Genomic DNA, 21,476 nt, shown 5'->3' with positions numbered 1-21,476 from the left:
TGTGTCAGCCAGCCTATTTTCAACTGACCCACCGCTATCGGGGGCAAGCCCCCTCCCACATTTGGTTGTGGTGACCTGACCTATTTCATTCCAAGGCGCTTGGCCATCCTGCCCAGGTTGGCGCGGTCCAGGCCCAGTTCGCGGGCGGCGCTGGCCCAGTTGTGCTGGTGGCGTTCCAGGCTGGCGCTGATCACCTGGCGCTGGTAATGCTCAGTGGCCTGGCGCAGGTCGCCGGTTATCGCCGCTACTGGGGTGGGTTCTTCAATGACCGGTGCGCTGACATCAGGCAAATCCAGGTTCTGGGCGCTCAGGCTGAGAATCTTCGGACGCTCGCGACAGTTGCCCAGGGCTTTCAACGCGCTGCGTCCGATCAAATGTTCCAGCTCGCGCACGTTGCCTGGCCAGTTATACGCCAGCAGCGCCGCCTGGGCGTCGCTGGTCAGGCGCAGGCTGCCCAGGCCCATGCGTGAGCGGTTCTGTTCGAGGAAAAAGCCCGCCAGCAGCAACACATCCCGCCCGCGTTCACGCAAGGCCGGTACTTGCAGTGGGTACACGCTGAGGCGGTGGTAGAAATCGGCACGATAGCGGCCGTTGCGCACCTCAAAGGCCAGGTCGCGGTTGGTGGCGGCAATCAGGCGCACGTCCACCTGGTGTTCCTTGTCCGACCCCAACCGTTGCAACTGGCCGCTTTGCAGTACCCGCAGCAACTTGGCCTGCACGGTCAGCGATAGCTCGCCCACTTCGTCGAGGAATAAAGTGCCGCCGTTGGCCAGTTCGAATTTGCCCCGGCGCTCGTTCAGCGCGCCGGTAAAGGCGCCGCGTACGTGGCCGAACAGCTCGCTTTCCACCAGGGTTTCCGGCAGGGCGGCGCAGTTGAGGCTGATCAGCGGTTTGTCCGCGCGGGTTGATGCGGCGTGAATGGCTTGGGCGACCAGCTCCTTGCCCACCCCGGTTTCACCGGTAATCAACACGGTGAGGTCGCTGCCGCCCACCAGTTTGATTTCCTCGACCAAACGTTTGTGCGTCTTGCTCTGCCCGATCATTTCTTTGTGCTGCTGGCCGCTGGCCTGGCGGTAGATCTCGGCGCGCTGGTGCTCGTCTTCGGCGCGCAAGGCCAGGCGCTCGATGCGTTCAGCCACGTTGACGGTGGCCGCCGCGAGGCTGGCGAAGGCTTGCAGGGCCTCCAGTTCAACCCGCTCGAAGCGTTCGGTGTCGAGCGCGTCGAGGGTCAGCAGGCCCCAGGGCTGGTCGTCGACGAACAGCGGGCAGCCCATGCAATCGTGCACTTGCAGGTGCCCGTGCAGGCCATCCACCAGGCCGTCATAGGGGTCGGGCAACTGACTGTCGCTGTCGAAGCGGGTCGGACCAGGGCTGCTCAGCAGTACGGCGAAGCGTGGATGTTCGCTGACCTTGAAGCGCCGGCCCAGGGTGTCGTCGCTCAAACCATCGACCGCCAGTGGCACCAGCCATTCGCCGTCCAGGCGCAACAACGCGGCGGCATCGCAGGGCAGCAGGGCGCGCATGGCGTGCAGCAGGCGGCGGTAGCGCTCGCCTTCGGGCAGGTCGCGGGACAGGTCGGCGACCAGAGGCAGCAGGGTGGTGAGCAGCGATTGCGCAGTCATAACGACTCCTTGTAGTCCGTATGACTATAAAGTGTAGGAAGTCATACTGACTACATTTAAGTTATAGGCTTTAAAAACAATAGGTTATGAGTTGGCACGAATACTGAGTAGAGAAAGGCAATCAGTAAAGAAGCCCAGGAGGCTCCCATGCTTAGTGCCCAAGACCGTGCCATCGTCAAATCCACCGTGCCCTTGCTGGAAAGCGGCGGTGAAGCGCTGATCACCCATTTCTACCGCATGATGCTGTCCGAGTACCCTGAGGTTCGTCCGCTGTTCAATCAGGCCCATCAGGCCAGTGGCGACCAGCCACGTGCCTTGGCCAATGGCGTGTTGATGTATGCGCGGCATATCGACCAGCTCGACCAATTGGGCGACCTGGTGGCAAAGATCATCAACAAGCATGTGGCGCTGCAGATCCTGCCGGAGCATTACCCGATCGTGGGGGCTTGCCTGCTGCGGGCGATTTCCGAGGTGCTGGGCAGCGAGATCGCCACCCCTGAAGTGATGACGGCCTGGGGCAATGCCTACGGCCAGCTGGCGGATATCCTGATCGGCGCCGAGGCCGCGATCTACCAAGAAAAGGCCCAGGCTCCCGGCGGCTGGCGCGGTGCGCGGGCATTCAGCGTGGTCAAGCGCGTGGAGGAGAGCGCCGAGATCACCTCGTTCTATTTCGCGCCAGTGGATAACGGCCCGATCCTCAGCGCGGCCCCCGGCCAGTACATCGGCATGAAGCTGGTGCTCGATGGCGAAGAAGTGCGCCGCAACTATTCCCTGTCGGCCTTGACCGATGCCGGCCAGTACCGCATCAGCGTCAAGCGCGAAGCGGGTGGGCGGGTGTCCAACTACTTGCATGACCAGTTACAGGTCGGCGCGACGATTGACCTGTTCCCGCCAGCGGGCGAGTTCACTCTGGCAGACAGCGACAAACCGCTGGTGCTGATCAGCGGCGGAGTCGGCATCACGCCAACCCTGCCGATGCTCGAAGCGGCCCTGGCCACCGAGCGTCCGGTGCACTTCATTCACTGTGCGCGCAATGGCGGGGTGCATGCGTTTCGCGAATGGGTGGATGCACTGGCGGCCAAGCATCCGCAGCTCAAGCGCTTCTACTGCTATGCCGAGGACGATGGTGTGAGCGCGGCGGCGGATAAGGTCGGACTGCTGAGCCAGGAGCAATTGGCGGCATGGCTGCCTGAGCAACGTGATGTGGATGCGTACTTCCTGGGTCCTAAAGGCTTCATGGCGGCGGTCAAGCGCCACCTCAAGGCCTTGGGCGTGCCGGAGAAGCAGAGCCGCTATGAATTCTTCGGCCCGGCGGCTGCCCTGGAATAGATTTTCCGAAACAACACTGTGGGAGGGGGCAGGTTCCTCCCACATTTGCTTCGCTCATTCTTCCCGATTAATCCCCCGTTAACCCCCTTCTGTTTTAACCACACTCTGTGTGTAAACTTGCGGCCATAGCCACAACCAAACTAAGGAATACGGGGATGAGTGACGAACTGCGTTTAGGCAAGGAGCGGCGCTTTCTGGTGTTGCTGGGCATCATCTGCCTGGCGCTGATTGGCGGTGCGTTGTACATGCAGGTGGTGCTCGGCGAGGCGCCTTGCCCGCTGTGCATCCTGCAGCGCTACGCACTGTTATTGATTGCGGTCTTCGCGTTCCTCGGCGCAGCCATGCGCAGCAAGGGTGCCCTGACCTTTTTCGAAGGCCTGGTGGTGCTCAGCGCCCTCGGCGGGGTGGCTGCGGCCGGCCACCATGTGTACACCCAGTTCTTTCCGCAGGTCAGTTGCGGCGTCGATGTGCTGCAACCCATTGTCGATGACCTGCCGCTGGCCAAGGTGTTTCCGCTGGGCTTCCAGGTCGATGGCTTCTGCAGCACGCCGTACCCGCCGATTCTTGGGCTGTCCCTGGCGCAATGGGCGCTGGTGGCGTTCGTGCTGACGGTGATCCTGGTGCCTCTGGGCATCTATCGTAATCGCCAGCGCAAGGCCTGAGCCATTCACTGAAACGCCCCGGTCCTTCTGGAAAGAAGGCTGGGGCGTTTTTGCATGTGCAGGTTTTGTGAACAGAGCGTGACGCCGGACAATTTTGGGTGCGCGCAGTGTGCGACATGTTGTCACACGGAAGTTGCCGCAGGACGTTTCTGACCCGCTGTGGCAGCGCTTAAATTTGCACTTTTTGGCCAAATAGTGCTGTCAGTTCGTGGTTCGCGCCCTGCCTTGGACCTCACGCCGGATGCGCCTTTGCCCGATGTCCGAACGCCTTGTGTTATGGGGACTTGGAAAGGTTTTGCAGGCCCTTACCGGGGGTAAGGGGCGTGGCGTTTTGCCCTATAACACGGCAATTTTTGTGGTTTTTGTTGAGAATCGAACACGATAACATCGCGAACCTTTGCAATATTGGTGAAGGATTATTGCTGCTTTCGATAAAAATTATTTCTTTATAAGACATGGTTTATACATCGCCAGCTAACTACAATCGCCCGCACTGAATGTCCGATGCTGTTCAATATTTGAGCATCGGAGCGGTCGAGGAGCAGATGGATGGCTCTGTGCGACCCCAAGGTTCCGGCAGCCTTTCAACTATCCGCACCAAACGGAATTGGTCTGTAACAAGGCCTTTAACCACGAAATCGAATAAGAACTCACCGCAGGTCCGTGAAGCGTACGTGTATGACGTGACGGGCAGGCTCTTATTCAATCGAAGAGAAATGCCAACCCTTGGCAGGGTGAAGTGTTGGCGATCAAAACCCAACTGCATTGCGCAAGCTGCTTTAGAGGTCGTGAGATGAGTAAAAACAGGTACCCCCGATTACTAGGCTTTTTGCCGCTGCTTGGCATGATGTTAATGCTGGGAGGCTGCAAGTGGACCTTGCTCGACCCAAAAGGACAGGTCGGTCTGGATGAACGCAACCTGATCATCACCGCCACCCTGCTGATGCTGCTGGTCGTGGTCCCTGTGATCATCATGACCTTCGCCTTCGCCTGGAAATACCGCGCGTCGAACACCAGCGCCACCTACGCGCCGAAGTGGTCGCACTCCACCAAGATCGAAGTCGCAGTGTGGCTGGTCCCGATCCTCATCATCATTGCCCTGGGTTATGTGACCTACAAGTCGACCCACGCTCTGGACCCGTACCGTCCGCTGGAATCCGACGCCAAGCCGATCAACATCGAAGTGGTCGCGCTGGACTGGAAGTGGCTGTTCATCTACCCGGACCTGGGTATCGCCACGGTTAACCAGATCCGCTTCCCGGAGCACACTCCGCTGAACTTCAAGATCACCTCCGACGCCGTGATGAACTCGTTCTTCATCCCTGCACTGGGCGGCCAGATCTACGCGATGGCAGGCATGCAGACCAAGCTGCACCTGATCGCCAACCAGAAAGCTGAAATGGAAGGCATCTCCGCGAACTACAGCGGCGCTGGCTTCACCGGCATGAAATTCAAAGCGATCTCGACGAGCCAGGAAGACTTCAACGCCTGGGTAGCCGAAGTCAAGGCCGCACCTAAACAGCTTGATCAAGCTGAATACGACGCCCTGACCAAACCAAGCCAGAACAACCCAGTCGCCCTGTACTCCGCGTACGAGCCGAACCTGTTTCAGAAAATCGTCGACAAGTACGAAGGCATGAAACCAGGCAAGCCGGTCAAGCACGAGAAGAAAGAAGTGGCCGCGGTTGAAGGTTCTGACACGGGCGCGCATTCAACTGCTGGGGCAGAGGAGTAAACGATGTTTGGTAAATTAAGTTGGGATGCGGTCCCGTTCCACGAGCCGATTGTGATGATTACCATCGCCATGATCGCGCTGGGTGGTCTGGCACTGTTTGCAGGTATCACCTACTTCAAGAAGTGGACCTACCTGTGGACCGAGTGGCTGACTTCGGTCGACCACAAAAAAATCGGCGTGATGTACATCATCGTTGCCATGGTCATGCTGCTGCGCGGCTTTGCCGACGCCATCATGATGCGTACCCAGTTGGCCATGGCCACCGAAGGTTCGCCTGGCTACCTGCCGCCTGAACACTATGACCAGATCTTCACCGCCCACGGTGTGATCATGATCATCTTCATGGCGATGCCTTTCTTCACCGGCCTGATGAACCTTGCGGTGCCGCTGCAGATCGGTGCGCGTGACGTTGCCTACCCGTTCCTGAACTCCCTGAGCTTCTGGCTGCTGGTGTCCGGCGTGGTGCTGATCAACGTGTCCCTGGGTGTCGGCGAATTCGCCAAGACCGGTTGGGTTGCGTATCCGCCACTGTCGGGCATTCAGTACAGCCCTGGCGTGGGTGTGGACTACTACATCTGGGCGCTACAGTTATCAGGGCTTGGGACGACGCTGACGGGGGTCAACTTCCTGGCCACCGTGCTGAAAATGCGCGCCCCTGGCATGAAGCTGATGGACATGCCGATCTTCACCTGGACCTGCACCTGGGCAAACGTGCTGATCGTGGCTTCGTTCCCGATCCTGGCCGCTACCATGGCGCTGCTGTCGCTTGACCGTTACCTGGATTTCCACATTTTCACCAATGAACTTGGTGGCAATCCAATGATGTACGTGAACCTGTTCTGGGCATGGGGTCACCCTGAGGTGTACATCCTGATCCTGCCAGCGTTCGGTATCTTCTCCGAAGTGATCTCGACCTTTACCGGCAAGCGCCTGTTCGGTCACCACTCGATGGTCTACGCCTCGGGCGCGATCTCCGTGCTGGGCTTCATGGTATGGCTGCACCACTTCTTCACCATGGGTTCGGGGGCCAGCGTCAACGCTTTCTTCGGCCTGGCGACGATGCTGATTTCCATCCCGACGGGGGTGAAGCTATTCAACTGGCTGTTCACCATCTACCACGGTCGTCTGCGCATGACCAGCCAGGTCCTGTGGACCCTGGGCTTCATGGTGACCTTCGCCATCGGCGGCATGACCGGCGTACTGCTGGCCATCCCGGGTGCTGACTTCGTGCTGCACAACAGCCTGTTCGTGATCGCGCACTTCCACAACGTGATCATCGGTGGTGCGGTATTCGGCTACATCGCTGGCTTCAGCTTCTACTTCCCGAAAGCGTTCGGCTTCAAGCTGCACGAAGGTTGGGGCAAGGCTGCGTTCTGGTTCTGGATCTCGGGCTTCTTCGTCGCGTTCATGCCGCTCTATGCACTGGGCTTCATGGGCATGACCCGTCGTCTGAACGCCACCACCAACCCTGAGTGGGTGCCGTACCTGTACGTCGCCATGTTCGGTGCGGTGATGATCGCTGTGGGTATCGCCTGCCAGCTGATCCAGTTGTATGTCAGCGTGCGTGATCGCAAGCAGAACATGTGCGAGTCCGGCGACCCATGGAATGGCCACACCCTGGAATGGTCGACCTCGTCGCCACCGCCGTTCTACAACTTCGCCGTGATCCCGACTGCGAACACCATCGATGCGTTCACCGAAGCCAAGGAAGACGGTACTGCGTACCAGCAACCCAAGCACTACGAACCGATCCACATGCCAAGCAACACCGCCACAGGCGTGGTGATGGGTGCGCTGTTGACTGTGTTCGGTTTCGCGATGATCTGGCACATCTGGTGGCTGGCAATCGTGAGCCTGGTGGGCACCATCGGCTACTTCATTGTCCACGCAGCACGTGATGATCAAGGCTACATGGTGCCGGTCGAAACGATCGAGCGCATCGAAGCCGAGCAGCACGCTCGCCTGGTCGCCGAGAAGAAAATCCCGGCCAACCGTGTAGAAACCTCGTTGGAACAGGCTTAAACCATGTCGAACTTAGTGACCAATGCTGGACACGCCCATGTCGATGATCATGGGCACGATGACCATCACCACGACTCGGGGCCAATGACCGTCTTCGGTTTCTGGCTCTACCTGATGACCGACTGCATCTTGTTTGCGTCGATCTTCGCGGTGTACGCGGTACTGGTAAACAACGTAGCGGGTGGCCCGTCGGGCCACGACATCTTCGAACTGCCTTACGTGCTCGGCGAAACCGCCTTGCTGTTGTTCAGTTCGATCACCTACGGCTTCGCCATGTTGGCCTTCTACAAGGGCAACAAGAAAGGCGTACTGAGCTGGCTGGGCCTGACTTTCCTGTTCGGCCTGGGCTTCATCGGCATGGAGATCAACGAGTTCCACCTGCTGATCTCCGAAGGCTACGGCCCGCACCGCAGCGGCTTCCTGTCGGCGTTCTTCACGCTGGTCGGCACCCACGGCCTGCACGTTTCGGCCGGCCTGCTGTGGATGGCGGTGATGATGTATCAGGTCAATAAACACGGCCTGACCAACACCAACAAGACGCGCCTGAGCTGCCTGAGCCTGTTCTGGCACTTCCTGGACGTGGTCTGGATCTGCGTATTCACCGTCGTCTACTTGATGGGGACTCTGTAATGGCTAATGCACACTCCCATGACAGCCACGATGCAAGCCACGGCAGCGTAAAGTCTTACGCTATCGGTTTCATCCTGTCGGTCATCCTGACCCTGATCCCGTTCGGCCTGGTGATGTACCCTACCTTGCCGAAGTCGATCACCCTGATGATCGTCCTGGCGTTCGCGGTGATCCAGGTGCTGGTTCACCTGGTGTACTTCCTGCACCTGGACCGCTCCGAGGCCCAGCGCGAGAACGTTATTGCGTTCGTGTTCGCCGGCCTGGTGATCGTTCTGCTGGTTGGTCTGTCGCTGTGGATCATGTTCAGCATCCACACCTACATGATGGCGAAGTGAGGTAAGACCCGATGTCGCTTAAGCACTTTATCCAAATCACCAAACCGGGGATCATTTTCGGTAACGTGCTTTCTGTGGCGGGCGGTTTCTTCCTGGCCTCCAAGGGACATGTCGATCTGGCCATCTTCCTGGCTGCGATGATCGGTACGTCCCTGGTGGTGGCTTCCGGTTGCGTGTTCAATAACTGCATCGACCGTGACATCGACATCAAGATGGAGCGCACCAAGAATCGCGTGCTGGTCCAGGGCCTGATCTCCCTGAAGCTGGCACTGATCTTCGCGACCGTTTTGGGTGTTGCCGGTGTGGCGCTGTTGTACAAGGTGGCCAACCCGCTGGCGGCGCTGTTTGCCGTGATCGGTTTTGTCATCTACGTCGGCCTCTACAGCCTGTACCTCAAGCGCAAGTCGGTGCACGGCACGCTGGTGGGCAGTCTGTCAGGGGCGATGCCGCCGGTGATTGGTTATGTGGCTGTAACCAATAGCTTCGACATGGCCGCGCTGGTGCTGCTGGTGATGTTCAGCCTGTGGCAGATGCCGCATTCCTACGCCATCGCGATCTTCCGTTTCAACGACTACCTGGCTGCGTCGATCCCGGTCCTGCCGGTCAAGCGTGGCATCCAGGTTGCCAAGAAACACATCCTGCTCTACATCCTGGCCTTCCTCGTGGCGACCTTGATGTTGACCTTCAGTGGCTACGCCGGCATGAGCTACCTCGCCGTCGCCGCCGCCATGGGCATGTACTGGTTGTACATGGCCTGGACCGGCTACAAGGCGGTGGACGACACCGTCTGGGCGCGCAAGCTGTTCGTGTTCTCGATCTTCACCATCACCGCGCTCAGCGTGATGATGTCCCTGGATTTCCAAGTGCCGAAAGAGCTGTTGCTGACTTACGCACACTGAGTGGTCCAAGCAACAAAAAGCCCCGCCTTCGCAAGAAGCGCGGGGTTTTTTATGATATGGCCTTTAAACTGTTTCTATCTCCTCCTGATGCAGGAAGCAAACCCATGAGTAAAAAAGCCGTTATGGTGTTCAGTGGCGGCCAGGATTCGACGACCTGTCTGATCCAGGCGCTGGCGCTGTACGACGAAGTGCATTGCATTACCTTCGATTATGGTCAGCGCCATGTGGCGGAAGTCGAAGTCGCCCAGAAGCTTGCCAGGCAGTTGGGCGCCACTGTCCACAAAGTGATGGATGTGTCGTTGCTCAACGAACTGGCCATCAGCAGCCTGACCCGCGACAACATCCCCGTACCCACCGTGAACAGCTCGGGTGACAGCCTGCCCAGCACCTTTGTGCCAGGTCGCAATATTCTGTTTTTGACCCTGGCGGCGATTTACGCGTACCAGGTCAAGGCTGAGGCGGTGATCACCGGCGTCTGCGAAACCGACTTCTCCGGCTACCCCGATTGCCGCGACGAGTTCGTCAAGGCGTTGAACCAGGCGCTCAAGCTGGGCATGGAATACGACGTGCGCCTCGACACCCCGCTGATGTGGCTGAACAAGGCTGAAACCTGGGCATTGGCCGATTACCACGATGCCCTGGAGCTGGTGCGTGACAGCACGCTGACCTGTTACAACGGGATCATCGGCAGTGGCTGCGGTCACTGCGACGCGTGCAATCTGCGCGCGCGCGGTTTGAGTGATTACCTGCAGAACAAAGCGCAGGTCATGCAGAGCCTGAAGCACAAGTTGCAACTGGCCTGACCCCAACCGTCGCCACGTTTGGTCCTGGGTTACTGCTGCGCGATGCTGTATCCGTCAAAGGCACTTTGCTGCTGCAAGGCCGTGATCACGCTCTTGCGGCTCAGCGGCTGCTCGACGCCGGCGTTATCCACAAAGCTCTCCACTTCCAGCTCGGCTTCATCACCGTCACCCACAAAGTTGAAGCCCAGGAACTCGAACGCTTCACGGTCGACGTTCAGCTTGGAACGTGGCGTGCGCAGCGGCAGGGTGACACTGATGCCATCCTTGCTGATCACAAATACTTCGGCTTCTTTCTTGGGGCGGGCGGCCTTGCCCTTGCCGGCGCTCGGATTGCTGATGGCCTGGTGAGACTGGTTCAGCACTTTGAGGGCCAGGCCGTAGACAAGCTCCTGGAACTCGGGGTCGTCCTTGAAGCTGGACAGGATGCGGCTGATCGAGAATTTGCTGCTCAGGTCTTCCAGCGCGATGTTGTCGGCAGCCTCGGCGTCTTTCAACTGCTTGAGCTGGCCCATCAGGTCGTAGGCCTTGTCGTCATCGAAGGCATCATGGGCCTGACGGATGGCGATGCGCAACTCGCGGATCTGATCGCTTTCCTTGGAGGTATGGAACGCGTCCAACACCATCTCGCTGATGATCTTGGCCGCAGGCACATGCTGTGAAAGATTGATGGCGTTTTCGTATTCGGCTTTGGCGTGCAAGGCGACTACGGATTCTTCGGTGGAGTGTGCGGTGTAAGAATCGGACATTGAAATTTCACTACTTCAGTAAACGGAGAAGACAAAAAAGCGTCGCGCATTTTCAGGGGGGAGGGGGATCAGGTCAAGGCAGCACAATGCCCTTATCGCGCGGTCAGGCTGCCGGTCTGCGGATGCAGGGGGTTAAACCAACTGCTTGAAGCACGCTTCAAGGATATCCAGTCCTTCTTCCAGTACCGCAGGTTCAATCGTCAGCGGCGCCAGCAAGCGGATGATGTGCCGAGACTTGCCACTGGGCATCAACAGCAAGCCGGCATCGCGCGCCAGGTTCAGCAACTGGGCCAGTTGCTTGGGGGCGGGTGTACCGTCGGCACACACCAGTTCTATGCCGCGCATGGCACCCACGCCGGTCAAACGGCCCAGGTAAGGCGACAGGTGCTGCGCGCGCCAAGCCTCGTACCGACTGACGATGGCTTCTTCTTGCTGGGTGCCCCATGTGTGTAGATGCTCATCCGTCATCACATCGAGGGTTGCCAATGCCGCTGCGCAGGCGATGGGGTTACCGGAATAAGTCCCGCCGAGGCCACCCTTGGGCAGGTTGTCCATCAACGCCTTGCGCCCGACCACCGCACCCAGCGGCACTCCGCCGGCGATGCTTTTGCCGAGCAGGATCAGGTCCGGTTCGATGCCCAGCCGCGAGAAGGCAAAGCGTTGGCCGGTGCGGCCGAATCCGGACTGGATCTCGTCGGCAACCAGCAGGATATCGTGCTCATCGCAAAAGCCCCGCAGCCTGGGCGAACTCAATGTTCAAAGCCAGGAAACCACCTTCGCCCTGCACCGGTTCAATGATGAAACACGCCACATCGTTAATGTCGATTTCCACGCTGAACAGGCGGTCCATGGCCTTCAGCGCTTCGACACAGGTCACGCCATTATCGGCACTGGGGTAAGGCAGGTGATACACCGGGCCGGGCAGTACACCGACTTTTTGTTTGTAGGGCGCGACCTTGCCGTTGAGGTTGAGCGTGGCCAGAGTGCGACCATGGAAGCCACCATCAAAAGCGATCACCGCCGTACGGCCAGTTGCGCCGCGCACGATCTTCAGTGCGTTTTCCGCCGCTTCCGCGCCGCTGTTGGTGAGCATGCCGCTGATCGGGTAGCCCACCGGGATAAACGCCGTCAGACGACCCATCAACTCAATGTAGGGCGTGTGCGGTGCAGCGTTGAACGCGTAATGGGTCAGCCGGGTTGCCTGTTCACGAATCGCTTCCACCACGGCCGGGTGGCAATGGCCCAGGTTGAGCACGCCGATGCCGCCGACAAAGTCGATATAGCGCTTGCCCGAGGTGTCCCAGACCTCGGCGTTGTTGCCGTGGCTGAGGTGGATGGGGTGAACGAAGGAAATCGATTGACTGATGGTTTCGCGGCTCATGACTCTGGGACTCGGCAGTGGCGGGCTCCTTTTTATCTAAGCTGTGGGCCAGGCCTTGTCGCAAACGAAATAAAGTCGCCGGGTCATTCCAAATCGGAAGGAGCTGTTGCCAAAAGGTCGTTTGTGGCAACGCTGCAATGCCATGGATACTGCCGGTCAACAAAAAAACGGCGTGTGTGGTACGGCGCCGACTTATAAAGTTCGACAAGGAGTGAGTCGCATGAAAAACCTCAAGACCTCATTGGCCGCGGTCAGCGTCGCCTTCATCCTGGGCCTGGCCGGCAGTGCTCACGCGGGTACCACGCTGGACGCGATCCAGAAAAAAGGCTTTATCCAGTGTGGCGTGAGCGACGGGTTGCCAGGCTTTGGCGTCCCTGACAGCCAGGGCAAGATGACCGGCATCGATGTGGATGTGTGTCACGCCGTGGCGGCCGCTGTGTTCGGTGATGCCTCAAAAGTGAAATTCACCCAACTGACCGCCAAAGAACGTTTCACCGCACTGCAATCCGGCGAAATCGATCTGATCTCGCGCAACACTACGTGGACCAGCTCCCGTGATTCGGGCATGGGGCTGGTATTTACCGGCGTTACTTACTACGACGGCATCGGCTTCCTGGTGAACAACAAGCTCGGCGTGACTGCCGCCAAACAATTGAACGGCGCCACCGTGTGCATCCAGGCAGGCACCACCACCGAACTTAACGTGTCCGATTACTTTCGCACCCATGGCATGAAATACACGCCGATCACCTTCGACACCGCTGACGAAAGCGCCAAGGGCCTGGAGGCCGGGCGTTGTGATGTGCTGACCACGGACCAGTCGGGGCTGTATGCCCAGCGTATCAAGATGGCTCACCCGGAGGAGTTCGTGGTGCTGCCGGAGGTTATTTCCAAGGAGCCCCTGGGCCCGCTGGTGCGCAAGGGCGATGACGAGTGGTTCAGCATCGTCAAGTGGACCCTGTTCGCCATGCTCAACGCCGAAGAGATGGGCATCACCTCGCAGAACGTCGAAGAGCAAGCCAAGACCAGCAAGAACCCGGACGTGGCGCGGCTGCTGGGTGCTGATGGTGAGTACGGCAAGGACCTGAAGCTGCGCAGGGATTGGGTGGTGCAGATCGTCAAGCAGGTGGGCAACTACGGTGAAGTGTTCGAGCGTAATATCGGCCAGGGCAGCGTGTTGAAGATCAAGCGCGGGCTCAATGCGCTGTGGAACAACGGTGGCATCCAATACGCGCCGCCGGTGCGCTGACAAGAGGCCTACGCTGACACGCTATTTTTCCCCGCAGCCTTGGCGCGATACAGCGCTGAATCGGCACGCGCTATCAGTGCGGCGGGGGATTCATCCGTAAGGTGCTCGGCCACACCCAGGCTCAGGGTGACTTTAAAGCTGTCGTGCACCGGCGTGTTTCTTATCTGTAGGCAGATGTTTTCGGCCAGCTCTCTGGCCGTGTCCAGCGAGCTTTCGGGCAGGACCACCATGAACTCATCATCGCCCCAGCGGGCCAGCAGATCACCGGGGCGAACACAGCTTTCCAGGCACTCCGCCACTCGTAGCAGGATCTGGTCGCCCATGCCATGGCCGTAGCGATCGGCGATCGGTTTGAAATTGTCGATATCTATTGCGATCAACGCCAGCGGGAGACAAAAGCGCTGGGCGCGGTTGCACTCATCCAACAGCACGTTTTGCAGCCGATAGCGGTTGGCGATCAGGGTCAGCGCGTCACGCTCGGCCAAGAGGCGGTTTTCATCGATCTGCAGTTGCAACTGCTGGTGGACGCGTGACAGTTCCCGCGTGCGTTCCGCCACCAGGGCTTCAAGCGACAGGTTGCGTTGCTCCAGTTGCTCGATGGCGCTTTTGCGTACCTGCAGGTCCCGCAGCGCGCCGACCATTCGCGCCACCGAGCCGTCGGGGTTGCGCGCAATCACGTAGGCCCGGTCTTCGATTCGCAGGTAGCTGCCATCTTTTTTGCGGCACCGGTACTCGGTTTGGAAGCTGGGGGAACGACGGTGAATGTAGTCATCAAACAGCGCCATCACCTGGTTGTAATCGTCGGGGTGGATCACGTTTTCCCAGGTGAATATGTTGTTATCCAGAGCGTGACGGGGGTAGCCCAGCATTTCGTACCAACCCGGGTTGCGGTAGACGAACCCTGTATTGGCGTTCCAGTCCCAGATCCCATCGCTGACCAATTCGAGGAGGATATGCAATATATCTGCGTTGACGAGAGCCGCATCCTCCGTCAACGAGCGACCGCCGGAAATATCGTTCATCTTTGCGCTCCTTGCCTGGGCGGGCTACCGAGGCGGACCCATGTTGACGCCGATACTCCGTGGCTTGGGCTAACTGTACAACGTGGCTTGGGTGCTTTGAATAGGGGTCACTGCATATTAGGCGTTAAGTGGCAATTGGCTATTGCTGCGGCGCTTTCATTCGCGTGCGTGGCTTGCCGTTGGCGTTGTGCTGGTAGATCGCTTCAGGCTGGCCTTGCTCGTTGAAAAACACCTGGCCGATCCCGGCTGAATTCCACAGCCGTTCACCGGCCTCGGCATGTTCCGGGATATGCGGCACCACCTGCATGGTGCGTCGGCGCGTGAACCAGTTGAGCGGCGAGCGTGGCGAATAGAGCCAGCGGTTGAGGCGGTCGAACCATTCCAGCAAGCGCGGGGGGAATTCGTTCTTGATGCCGCTGCTGGTGATCTGCCAGATCCGTGGGCCGGCGTTGCGATGGCGGATCAGCACTTCATAGACGAACGAGTAATGCACGTCCCCCGAGAGAATCACGTAGTTACCGGGTGTGCGCGAGTGGCGGAAGATGTTGAGGATTACCTGGGCCGCGCCACGGTGGGCCATCCAGTTTTCCGCATCCACCAGCAGCGGATGACCGCACCAACTGAAGATTTTCTGCACGGTTTCGATCAGCTTGACGCCAAAAATGGGCGCGGGCGAGACGATGATGGCCGAGGGGTGGTCGAGCAGTTCCTGCTGCAGTTCGCTCAACGCTTCCCAATCCAGCAGGCCGGACGGCTGTTTGAGGGTGAACTCACTGCGCCAACGCCGGGTACGGGTGTCGAGCACCACCAGCGCGGGGGTGGTCGGCAGTACGTAATGCCACTGTTGGAACCTGAACAGGGTCGCCAACAGGTCGTCCTGCGTAGCGGCATTCAGGTGATTGTTGTGCGTTTGGGTGGTCAGTCTCCGGGTTTGCTCCATCATATCGACAAAGACATCCGGGTTGTTACCCCAGCCCTGGCATAGCAAGTAGGCGAGCAAGGCATTGCCGATGATGCGTTTGGAAAACGGATGGCCGTAGGCGGTTTCTTCCCACTGGGCGCTGAGGTTCCAGTCGTCGGTGATGTCGTGGTCGTCGAAGATCATCAAGGTGGACAGATGGGCGAATACCCGTGCCACGCCCGGCAAGCCATTATGAAACTTATCCACCTGCACCTGTTGGCGGGCGTAGCGCGCGGCTTCATCGGCGTTCAGTTGCGGTGGCTGTAGGGGAATCAGGGACCAGGGTGTGGGCGACCACACCAGCAAGTACATCGCCATGACCTCGGCGAAAGTCACTAGGTGATTATCGGCGGTGCTGCTAGTGAAAATCGGCTTTTTCACGCCACCAAAAAAACGTTCGCGCAGGGTCTCATTGCTATCCAGCGCGGGCAGCAGATCGGCGCGGTTGTAGTAGCTGGCGTGATGCCCGTAGAGACTGGCGCTGTCGTCTACCACGGCACCTTCCAGGTATTCATCGAACAGACCCAGGCGCGCAATCAGCCCATGGATCGCACGCAGCATCGGCCCAGCCACATCGTCGGCATACACCTGGTCGCCGCTCATCATCAGCAAGGCCGGGCGATCGGCCGGGGCATTGGCGCTGGCCAGCAGGCGATCGACGCAGAGCAGGCCTTCGTTGGCGCTGTGGTGAGGTTTGCGGCAGGAGCCATGCACCAATTGATGGATACGGCTGTGCAACATAAAGCTCGGGGTTTGCCGGTTGGCATACAGCAGATGCGGCGCCCACTGAGCAATGCCGGTGCCGTCGACCAACAGGTCGTAGTCGATGATCACATCCAGCGGCAGCGCCTCGCTCAACGGCACGTCGATCAGATGGATAAACGCCTGGCGACCCACCGGTATGACCTGACAATGATCCTCGCCCAGCGGGATATTCACGCATTGCCCGGCCACAAGCAGTCTCAGGGTCATGGCCAGGGGGCGGCTACCCACCAGCCAGAGTACCAGGCGTCGGGGCTCAAGCCGTCGCAGCAGGGGGCCGGCGATAACATCGGGCAGGGTGTCAGGGTGCGGCATGCAGGGAGAAGCTCGACCGGGGTTGAACCGGCAAGGTTAACGCAATGAATGTCAGTGTTTTGTTAAGGCTGGGGGGGCGGGAAATACAAAGGGCCGTGCACTTCCCAGTCGCGCATTTCTATCACGTCAGAGAAGTGAGCTTTCAAGCACCTTGGGCACCGTGAACCGGAACTCGCTGCCACGGCCCACTTCACTCTCTGCCACAATCTTGCCGCCGTGGGCCTGGACAATACCTTGGGTAATGTACAACCCCAGCCCGCTGCCGGTGGGGTTGTTCTCGGTCTGGGTCCAATAGCGGTCGAATACGTAAGGCAACTGCTCGGGCGCGATGCCTTCGCCTGAGTCGCGTACCGAGAACACAATCTCTTCGCCATTGCTCATGGCGCTAATGCCGATATTGCCCTGGCGCGGAGTGAACTTGATAGCGTTGCCGATCAGGTTCGACAGCACTTGGAACAAGCGCTCCGGGTCGCCGTTGATCTGCAGGCCAGGCTCGGCGTTGAACGACAGGTCGATGCCCTTTTCCATCGCCAGCGGCGCGAGCAACGAATACGCCTCATCGAACATCTGGCTCACGTCAAGTGCCACGGGCTTGACCACGTAGCGCCCGGCCTCGATTTTCGAGGTGTCGAGCAAGTCCTCCAGCAGCACATTCATGCGTCCGGCGGCCTGTTGCATGGTGTCGATGGCTGAGGAAATCCGCCGCGAGGTGTGAGGGCCTTCGGAGCTGAACGCTTTTTGCATCATGCCGCAGAGCATGGAGATGACGGTCATCGGGTTGCGCAGATCGTGGGACACCACCGCCACCAGATCATCCCGCGCGCGCACCGCTTGCTGCTCACGCTTTACCTGGCGTGCCAGGTCGTTTTCCAGGGCTGAGCGGCGCAGGTCGTTGGCGGCAAACAAGTCGCCGTGACTCCACTTGGTGGAGATACCGGCCATGACCACTTTCCAGATTTCAAACGAGGTGCGTGGGCGAAGACGCAGGCCGGCGGGCGAGTTTTCCAGGTTGAGCGGTTTTTCCGGGTCGCCGCTCCAGTTGATGTTCTCTTTCACTTCCGGGCGGAACCACAGCACGCCGTTGTCCACCGGTTTAGGCAGGCTCATGGCCAGGACACCGCTGGCCACCTGCTGGAACTCCAAGGCCGGCGCATACACCGAAACCAGGTTATGGCTGGAGAAAACCGGCTCGCCGCTCTCTTGCAGCCATTTGTGCAGCGCACGGATTTGCGCCGGCTCCGGGCAGTTACCGTAGCGGTGCAATTGCTTGTCTTCAATGATCGCTACGCCGCCGGCCAGCGTCAGGTCCATCAGCAACTGGCCTTGTTGGGCGAGGCCATCGAAGACGTTGTCGTCCGACGCTTTCATCGCCCGGTCAAGGCGCGCCAGTGCATCGACTTTTTCTTCGCGCTGACGGCTCAGGTCCAGCGCTTCCATGGCGCTGATCTGCAACGACAGCACCTGGCCGATCGTCTGGCAGGCGATGCGCAAATCGTGAGGCACCATCAGTGGTTCGCGGTTGCCGCAACTGATCAGGCCCCAGAGTGTGTCGCCCTTCATCAGCGAGATACTCATGGACGACAGCACACCCATGTTCTGCATGTATTGGCAGTGAATCGGCGACACGCTGCGCAAGGTCGCAAAGCTCAGATCCAGCGGCTCGCCGGTGTCGGGGCGCAGCTTGGGCAGCAGTTGCACCGGCTCGTAGGCGGCGTTGGGGATAATGCGCAGCCAATTGGTGCGATACAGTTCGCGCGCTTGCTCGGGAATGTCGGACGCGGGGAAGAACAGTCCGTTGAACAGCTCCATGGACGGCCCCGACGCTTCGGCGATCACCTGGCCATGGCCTTCTTCTTCGAAACGGTAAATCAGAACGCGGTCATAGCCGGTCATGGCCTGGATTTCATTCACGCTGATTTCGTAGAGCGCCTGCAGGGTTTTCGCCGACTGCAAGCGTTGCAACATTTTGCCAAGATCACTCGTGCGGCCTTGCAGCGCGCGCGGTTTGAAGTCCTCCAGGTGCGGTTCGAATTCCAGCACCAGCACGTTTTGATGGCGATGCAGCAAGCCTTCGAATGTCGCCCCATTGAGGGTGACATGCAGCGCCGGCGCGTCGAAGAACGTGTCGTGCTCCGCCATGGCCTGCACGGCCTGCGCGTGTTCCGCGCCGATCAAAGTGTGCAGCGGCTGGCCCAGCAGCGCCTCGGGCGCACGGTTGAGCAATGTGCCGACGTTGGCGCTGACCTGAATGATATTCAGGGCAGGCTCCGACAATGTCAGCAGTACACCATGAGGCTGGATCGCTCCCGGAAAGCGAATGGGTTCGTCGGCGCAGTTGGCAAGCAGCTCTTCAAAATCATCGGGTTTCATAGCAGTACCTCCTGGCTGTCGAGCCATCGCTCAAAGCAGCTGAATGTCGATCGGGCCGCTTGCGCCGCCCTCTGTGTAGCTGAGGTGTCCAGTGACATGCGACCCAGGTAATCGAGAAATTCCTTCCAGCGTCGACCGGTTTCGGCACCGTATACATTGAGGAACGCAGTGCCGCTATTCTCGTCCAGCCCTAGACGCCGGAGCATTTCCCGACGCAAAACCTGGCCACCCAGAGTCGCGCCTTCCAGCACATACAGGGCGCCGAGACAGGCGGCCGGGGTGTCGAGGCATGGCAAATGGGCGCAGCGGGGCAGGGCGTTGATGGCCTTGTCGTTCAGGCCGAGGGCGCGCAGGTCGCTCACCAGGCTCGGCGTTTTTACACGCAGTGCCTGGTCGAATCCTTCAGGAATCAATTCACAGTCACGCAACGCCGCTTCCATCGGTGCGTAAAATCCGTAATACGCCTGGAGCAAGCGTCGGTAAGCGCTGGCATCCAGGCACTCGGAAAAAAACGGCAGGCGTTTTTCCAGGGCTACATGCAGCAGGGCCGTGCCCTTGCGCAATGCTTCCAGCAATGGGGGCGCACTGACGTCATGGGCCTGTGAATGCATTCAATAAGCTCGAGCTGTGGGCCTGCCGGCCATGAGTGACGCAAGAAAATGGGCGACGATTCTACACAACTCATGACCATTCTCTGTACGCGCAAGACGAAAAACCTGACCAGCGATCAGAATAATCGCTCCTTGCTCTCTAATGACCGCAGCGGCTACCTTGAAGTTCGATTTGGATGATATCGCGACGCTATCAGTGCATGCACGGTCCCTGCTAGGCCAGCGCCGTTTGCACGCATTCAAGCAGATGTTGAGTGCTCCACGGTTTGGGCAGAAACCGCACCGATCCGCCCAGTTGCGCCGCGAGCTTGGTGTTGCCGGACGTGAGCAACACTCGCACCTCTGGCCAGCGGTGGGCCACCACCCGGCTCAAGTCATAGCCATTGAGCAATCCCGGCATCTGGATGTCGCTGACAATCAGGTCCACCGGTTCATCGCCCCGTTCCAGGTAAATTATTCCGTCATCCGCCGAAGGAAACGACGTCACTACTGCGCCGAAATCTTCCAGCACATCCACCATCAACGCCCGAATAATCTCGTCGTCTTCCAGCACCAAAATCGATGGCTGAGCCATGATCCTTACTCCACCATCAGGGTTCAGTTAGGTGGAGTGGGCAGTGGCGGATTAGGTTCGATTGGATGTTTTTTAAACGATGGGTGGTCGCTCGAGCTGTCTAGGTTGCGTACTTGCCGGGAGGTACGACACGATCCGGGCAAACAGGCATAATTCGCCGTACCCGCCAATGTGGAACGCGCCATGAAATACGCCTTACTCACCTTCGCCCTGATCCTCAACACCGCCACGGCTCTTGCGGACGGTGATGCCGAGGCGGGCGGCAAGCTCTTCACCAAGACCTGCGGTGGCTGCCATAGCGTCGGCGAAGGCGCACGGGGTGGGTTTGGGCCGCAGCTCAATGGCATCATCGGAAGGCCAGCGGGAACCACGACTGATTACCAATATTCCGATGCAATGAAAAACTCCGGCGTGGTCTGGACCCGCGACAAACTCGCCGCTTATATCGAAGCGCCCAAGAAAGTGGTGAGCGGCACGCGCATGATTTTCTGGGGTATCAGTGACCAGGAGAAGATCGATAACATCCTGGCGTACCTTGAGACCTTTCAGTCCAGGTAGCCTTGTCGCACCGGCATGGCGGCCTACCTGGCCTGGATGTTGATCGCAGACATTATTGGATGTCTTTCAGATAGTCCTTGAGGAGGGTTAGCGGCGGGCGAAGTTCGTTGAGCTGATGGATGTTCTGCACATCGTTGGCCAACCGCTGCAGTTCGCGGCCCAACACTGTGTTAACGCCTCCCAAGCAATTCAGCAGTTGCGTAACACATTCATCAATCTTAAGCAGGATCCCGCGAAGGTCCCCCTGCCGCACCAACAACCCAAACACCTCCCGCTCATACCCGTCCATCACCAGGTCGTCTCTCAACACCGGGCTGCCGTCGTCTGTCTCGTGCACGAGCTTGAGTGCAAACAGCGCAACAGCTTCCAGCATCAATTCCATGGTTTTGGTTCCTCGCGGTTGGGGGAGGCGATGATCACTGTTCCTCGTGTGAAAAAAAAGACCTGCTGCGGTTAAAGCATCGTCCAGGCGCTTGGCTACATCTATAGCGGGTATAGCGGGTCCAAGGGGAAGGATGCGGCCCCACCTTATATAAGCAGGCGTCTTTGGCGTCGCAGTTAAATCAGGGAAAAGAATTCTGAAGAGGGGGTTGACCACATAATTCAATGCTGTATTATTCGCCTCCCGCTGACGAGAGATCGAAAGCGCAAGTGGTTGAAGTTGTTGAAGAAATCTTCGAAAGCTTCTGAAAATAACCACTTGACAGCAAATGAGGCTGCTGTAGAATGCGCGCCTCGGTTGAGACGAAACATCTTAACCAACCGCTCTTTAACAACTGAATCAAGCAATTCGTGTGGGTGCTTGTGGAGTCAGACTGATAGTCAACAAGATTATCAGCATCACAAGTTACTCCGCGAGAAATCAAAGAATAACCAACGATTGCTGAGCC

At 58.9% G+C, this 21,476-nt stretch carries 19 protein-coding genes and 1 pseudogene; 10 read left to right on the top strand and 10 right to left on the bottom strand.

All coding sequences use genetic code 11. From position 1 onward, the window contains the following. Positions 1–80: 80 nt before the first annotated feature. Positions 81–1,622, bottom strand: a complete 1,542-nt coding sequence (norR, locus tag JWR98_RS21400; protein WP_205491134.1) for a nitric oxide reductase transcriptional regulator NorR — start codon at positions 1,620–1,622, stop codon at positions 81–83. A gap of 147 nt (positions 1,623–1,769) precedes the next feature. On the opposite strand from norR, the gene hmpA reads away from it, so the two are divergent. The 8 genes from hmpA (at position 1,770) to queC (ending at position 10,037) form a co-directional block, all read left to right on the top strand. After that, complete coding sequence (hmpA, locus tag JWR98_RS21395; RefSeq protein WP_205491133.1) at positions 1,770–2,951, top strand: NO-inducible flavohemoprotein; 1,182 nt, start codon at positions 1,770–1,772, stop codon at positions 2,949–2,951. Positions 2,952–3,106: 155 nt separating this feature from the next. Beyond that, positions 3,107–3,613, top strand: coding sequence for a disulfide bond formation protein B (locus JWR98_RS21390; RefSeq protein ID WP_003176007.1), 507 nt, complete (start codon positions 3,107–3,109; stop codon positions 3,611–3,613). Positions 3,614–4,406: 793 nt separating this feature from the next. After that, positions 4,407–5,348, top strand: coding sequence for a ubiquinol oxidase subunit II (gene cyoA, locus JWR98_RS21385; RefSeq protein ID WP_042945268.1), 942 nt, complete (start codon positions 4,407–4,409; stop codon positions 5,346–5,348). Between the two features lie 3 nt (positions 5,349–5,351). Continuing rightward, positions 5,352–7,370: a cytochrome o ubiquinol oxidase subunit I gene (gene cyoB, locus JWR98_RS21380; RefSeq protein WP_003176005.1), complete on the top strand. Its 2,019-nt coding sequence runs from the start codon at positions 5,352–5,354 to the stop codon at positions 7,368–7,370. Between the two features lie 3 nt (positions 7,371–7,373). After that, the gene (locus tag JWR98_RS21375; RefSeq protein ID WP_003176004.1) at positions 7,374–8,000 is read left to right on the top strand and encodes a cytochrome o ubiquinol oxidase subunit III; all 627 of its coding nucleotides are present in this window, start codon (positions 7,374–7,376) and stop codon (positions 7,998–8,000) included. After that, the gene (gene cyoD / locus JWR98_RS21370; RefSeq protein ID WP_003176003.1) at positions 8,000–8,335 is read left to right on the top strand and encodes a cytochrome o ubiquinol oxidase subunit IV; all 336 of its coding nucleotides are present in this window, start codon (positions 8,000–8,002) and stop codon (positions 8,333–8,335) included. The genes JWR98_RS21375 and cyoD overlap by 1 nt, the downstream gene beginning before the upstream one ends. An 11-nt stretch (positions 8,336–8,346) precedes the next feature. Beyond that, entirely contained in the window at positions 8,347–9,234 is an 888-nt protein-coding gene (gene cyoE / locus JWR98_RS21365) for a heme o synthase (protein ID WP_019817484.1), read from the top strand. Positions 9,235–9,338: 104 nt separating this feature from the next. After that, entirely contained in the window at positions 9,339–10,037 is a 699-nt protein-coding gene (gene queC, locus JWR98_RS21360; RefSeq protein ID WP_078826000.1) for a 7-cyano-7-deazaguanine synthase QueC, read from the top strand. 29 nt (positions 10,038–10,066) lie between these two features. Here the strand turns inward: queC and JWR98_RS21355 are convergent, their stop codons facing one another. Together JWR98_RS21355 and JWR98_RS21350 are read right to left on the bottom strand one after the other, a co-directional pair. Next, positions 10,067–10,783, bottom strand: a complete 717-nt coding sequence (locus JWR98_RS21355; RefSeq protein WP_078734600.1) for a hypothetical protein — start codon at positions 10,781–10,783, stop codon at positions 10,067–10,069. Positions 10,784–10,915: 132 nt separating this feature from the next. Continuing rightward, a pseudogene (locus tag JWR98_RS21350) lies at positions 10,916–12,164 on the bottom strand (2-aminoadipate transaminase). A 220-nt stretch (positions 12,165–12,384) separates the two neighbouring features. Between JWR98_RS21350 and JWR98_RS21345 the strand changes: the two are divergent. Further along, positions 12,385–13,413 carry an amino acid ABC transporter substrate-binding protein gene (locus tag JWR98_RS21345; RefSeq protein WP_205491132.1) on the top strand — a complete coding sequence of 343 codons (1,029 nt, stop codon included), beginning with the start codon at positions 12,385–12,387 and terminating at the stop codon, positions 13,411–13,413. An 8-nt stretch (positions 13,414–13,421) separates the two neighbouring features. Here JWR98_RS21345 and JWR98_RS21340 read toward each other — a convergent pair whose 3' ends face one another. From JWR98_RS21340 to JWR98_RS21320, 5 genes are all read right to left on the bottom strand, one after another. Continuing rightward, the gene (locus tag JWR98_RS21340; protein ID WP_205491131.1) at positions 13,422–14,435 is read right to left on the bottom strand and encodes a sensor domain-containing diguanylate cyclase; all 1,014 of its coding nucleotides are present in this window, start codon (positions 14,433–14,435) and stop codon (positions 13,422–13,424) included. Positions 14,436–14,574: 139 nt separating this feature from the next. Continuing rightward, positions 14,575–16,473 (bottom strand): alkaline phosphatase D family protein, encoded by a 1,899-nt coding sequence (locus tag JWR98_RS21335; protein WP_205491130.1) that lies wholly within the window; start codon positions 16,471–16,473, stop codon positions 14,575–14,577. A 126-nt stretch (positions 16,474–16,599) separates the two neighbouring features. Then, positions 16,600–18,843, bottom strand: coding sequence for an ATP-binding protein (locus tag JWR98_RS21330; RefSeq protein WP_078734595.1), 2,244 nt, complete (start codon positions 18,841–18,843; stop codon positions 16,600–16,602). Further along, positions 18,840–19,454 (bottom strand): biliverdin-producing heme oxygenase, encoded by a 615-nt coding sequence (locus JWR98_RS21325; protein WP_078734594.1) that lies wholly within the window; start codon positions 19,452–19,454, stop codon positions 18,840–18,842. Before JWR98_RS21325 ends, JWR98_RS21330 begins: the two co-directional genes overlap by 4 nt. 214 nt (positions 19,455–19,668) lie before the next feature. Next, positions 19,669–20,028, bottom strand: coding sequence for a response regulator (locus JWR98_RS21320; protein WP_078734593.1), 360 nt, complete (start codon positions 20,026–20,028; stop codon positions 19,669–19,671). A gap of 183 nt (positions 20,029–20,211) precedes the next feature. Between JWR98_RS21320 and JWR98_RS21315 the strand changes: the two genes are divergently transcribed. Further along, positions 20,212–20,586: a c-type cytochrome gene (locus tag JWR98_RS21315; protein ID WP_078734592.1), complete on the top strand. Its 375-nt coding sequence runs from the start codon at positions 20,212–20,214 to the stop codon at positions 20,584–20,586. A 52-nt stretch (positions 20,587–20,638) separates the two neighbouring features. Here JWR98_RS21315 and JWR98_RS21310 read toward each other — a convergent pair whose 3' ends face one another. Next, entirely contained in the window at positions 20,639–20,968 is a 330-nt protein-coding gene (locus JWR98_RS21310) for a hypothetical protein (RefSeq protein ID WP_078734591.1), read from the bottom strand. A gap of 232 nt (positions 20,969–21,200) precedes the next feature. Further along, on the bottom strand, positions 21,201–21,476 hold a 276-nt coding region (locus JWR98_RS21305), incomplete at its 5' end, for a hypothetical protein (protein ID WP_225908813.1).

Origin of the sequence: Pseudomonas lactucae, from assembly GCF_016937615.1 — a bacterium.
GTDB classification, from domain to species: domain Bacteria; phylum Pseudomonadota; class Gammaproteobacteria; order Pseudomonadales; family Pseudomonadaceae; genus Aquipseudomonas; species Aquipseudomonas lactucae.
Note: the sequence above shows the minus strand (reverse complement) of the source record. Positions and strands in the feature narration are given on the sequence as shown.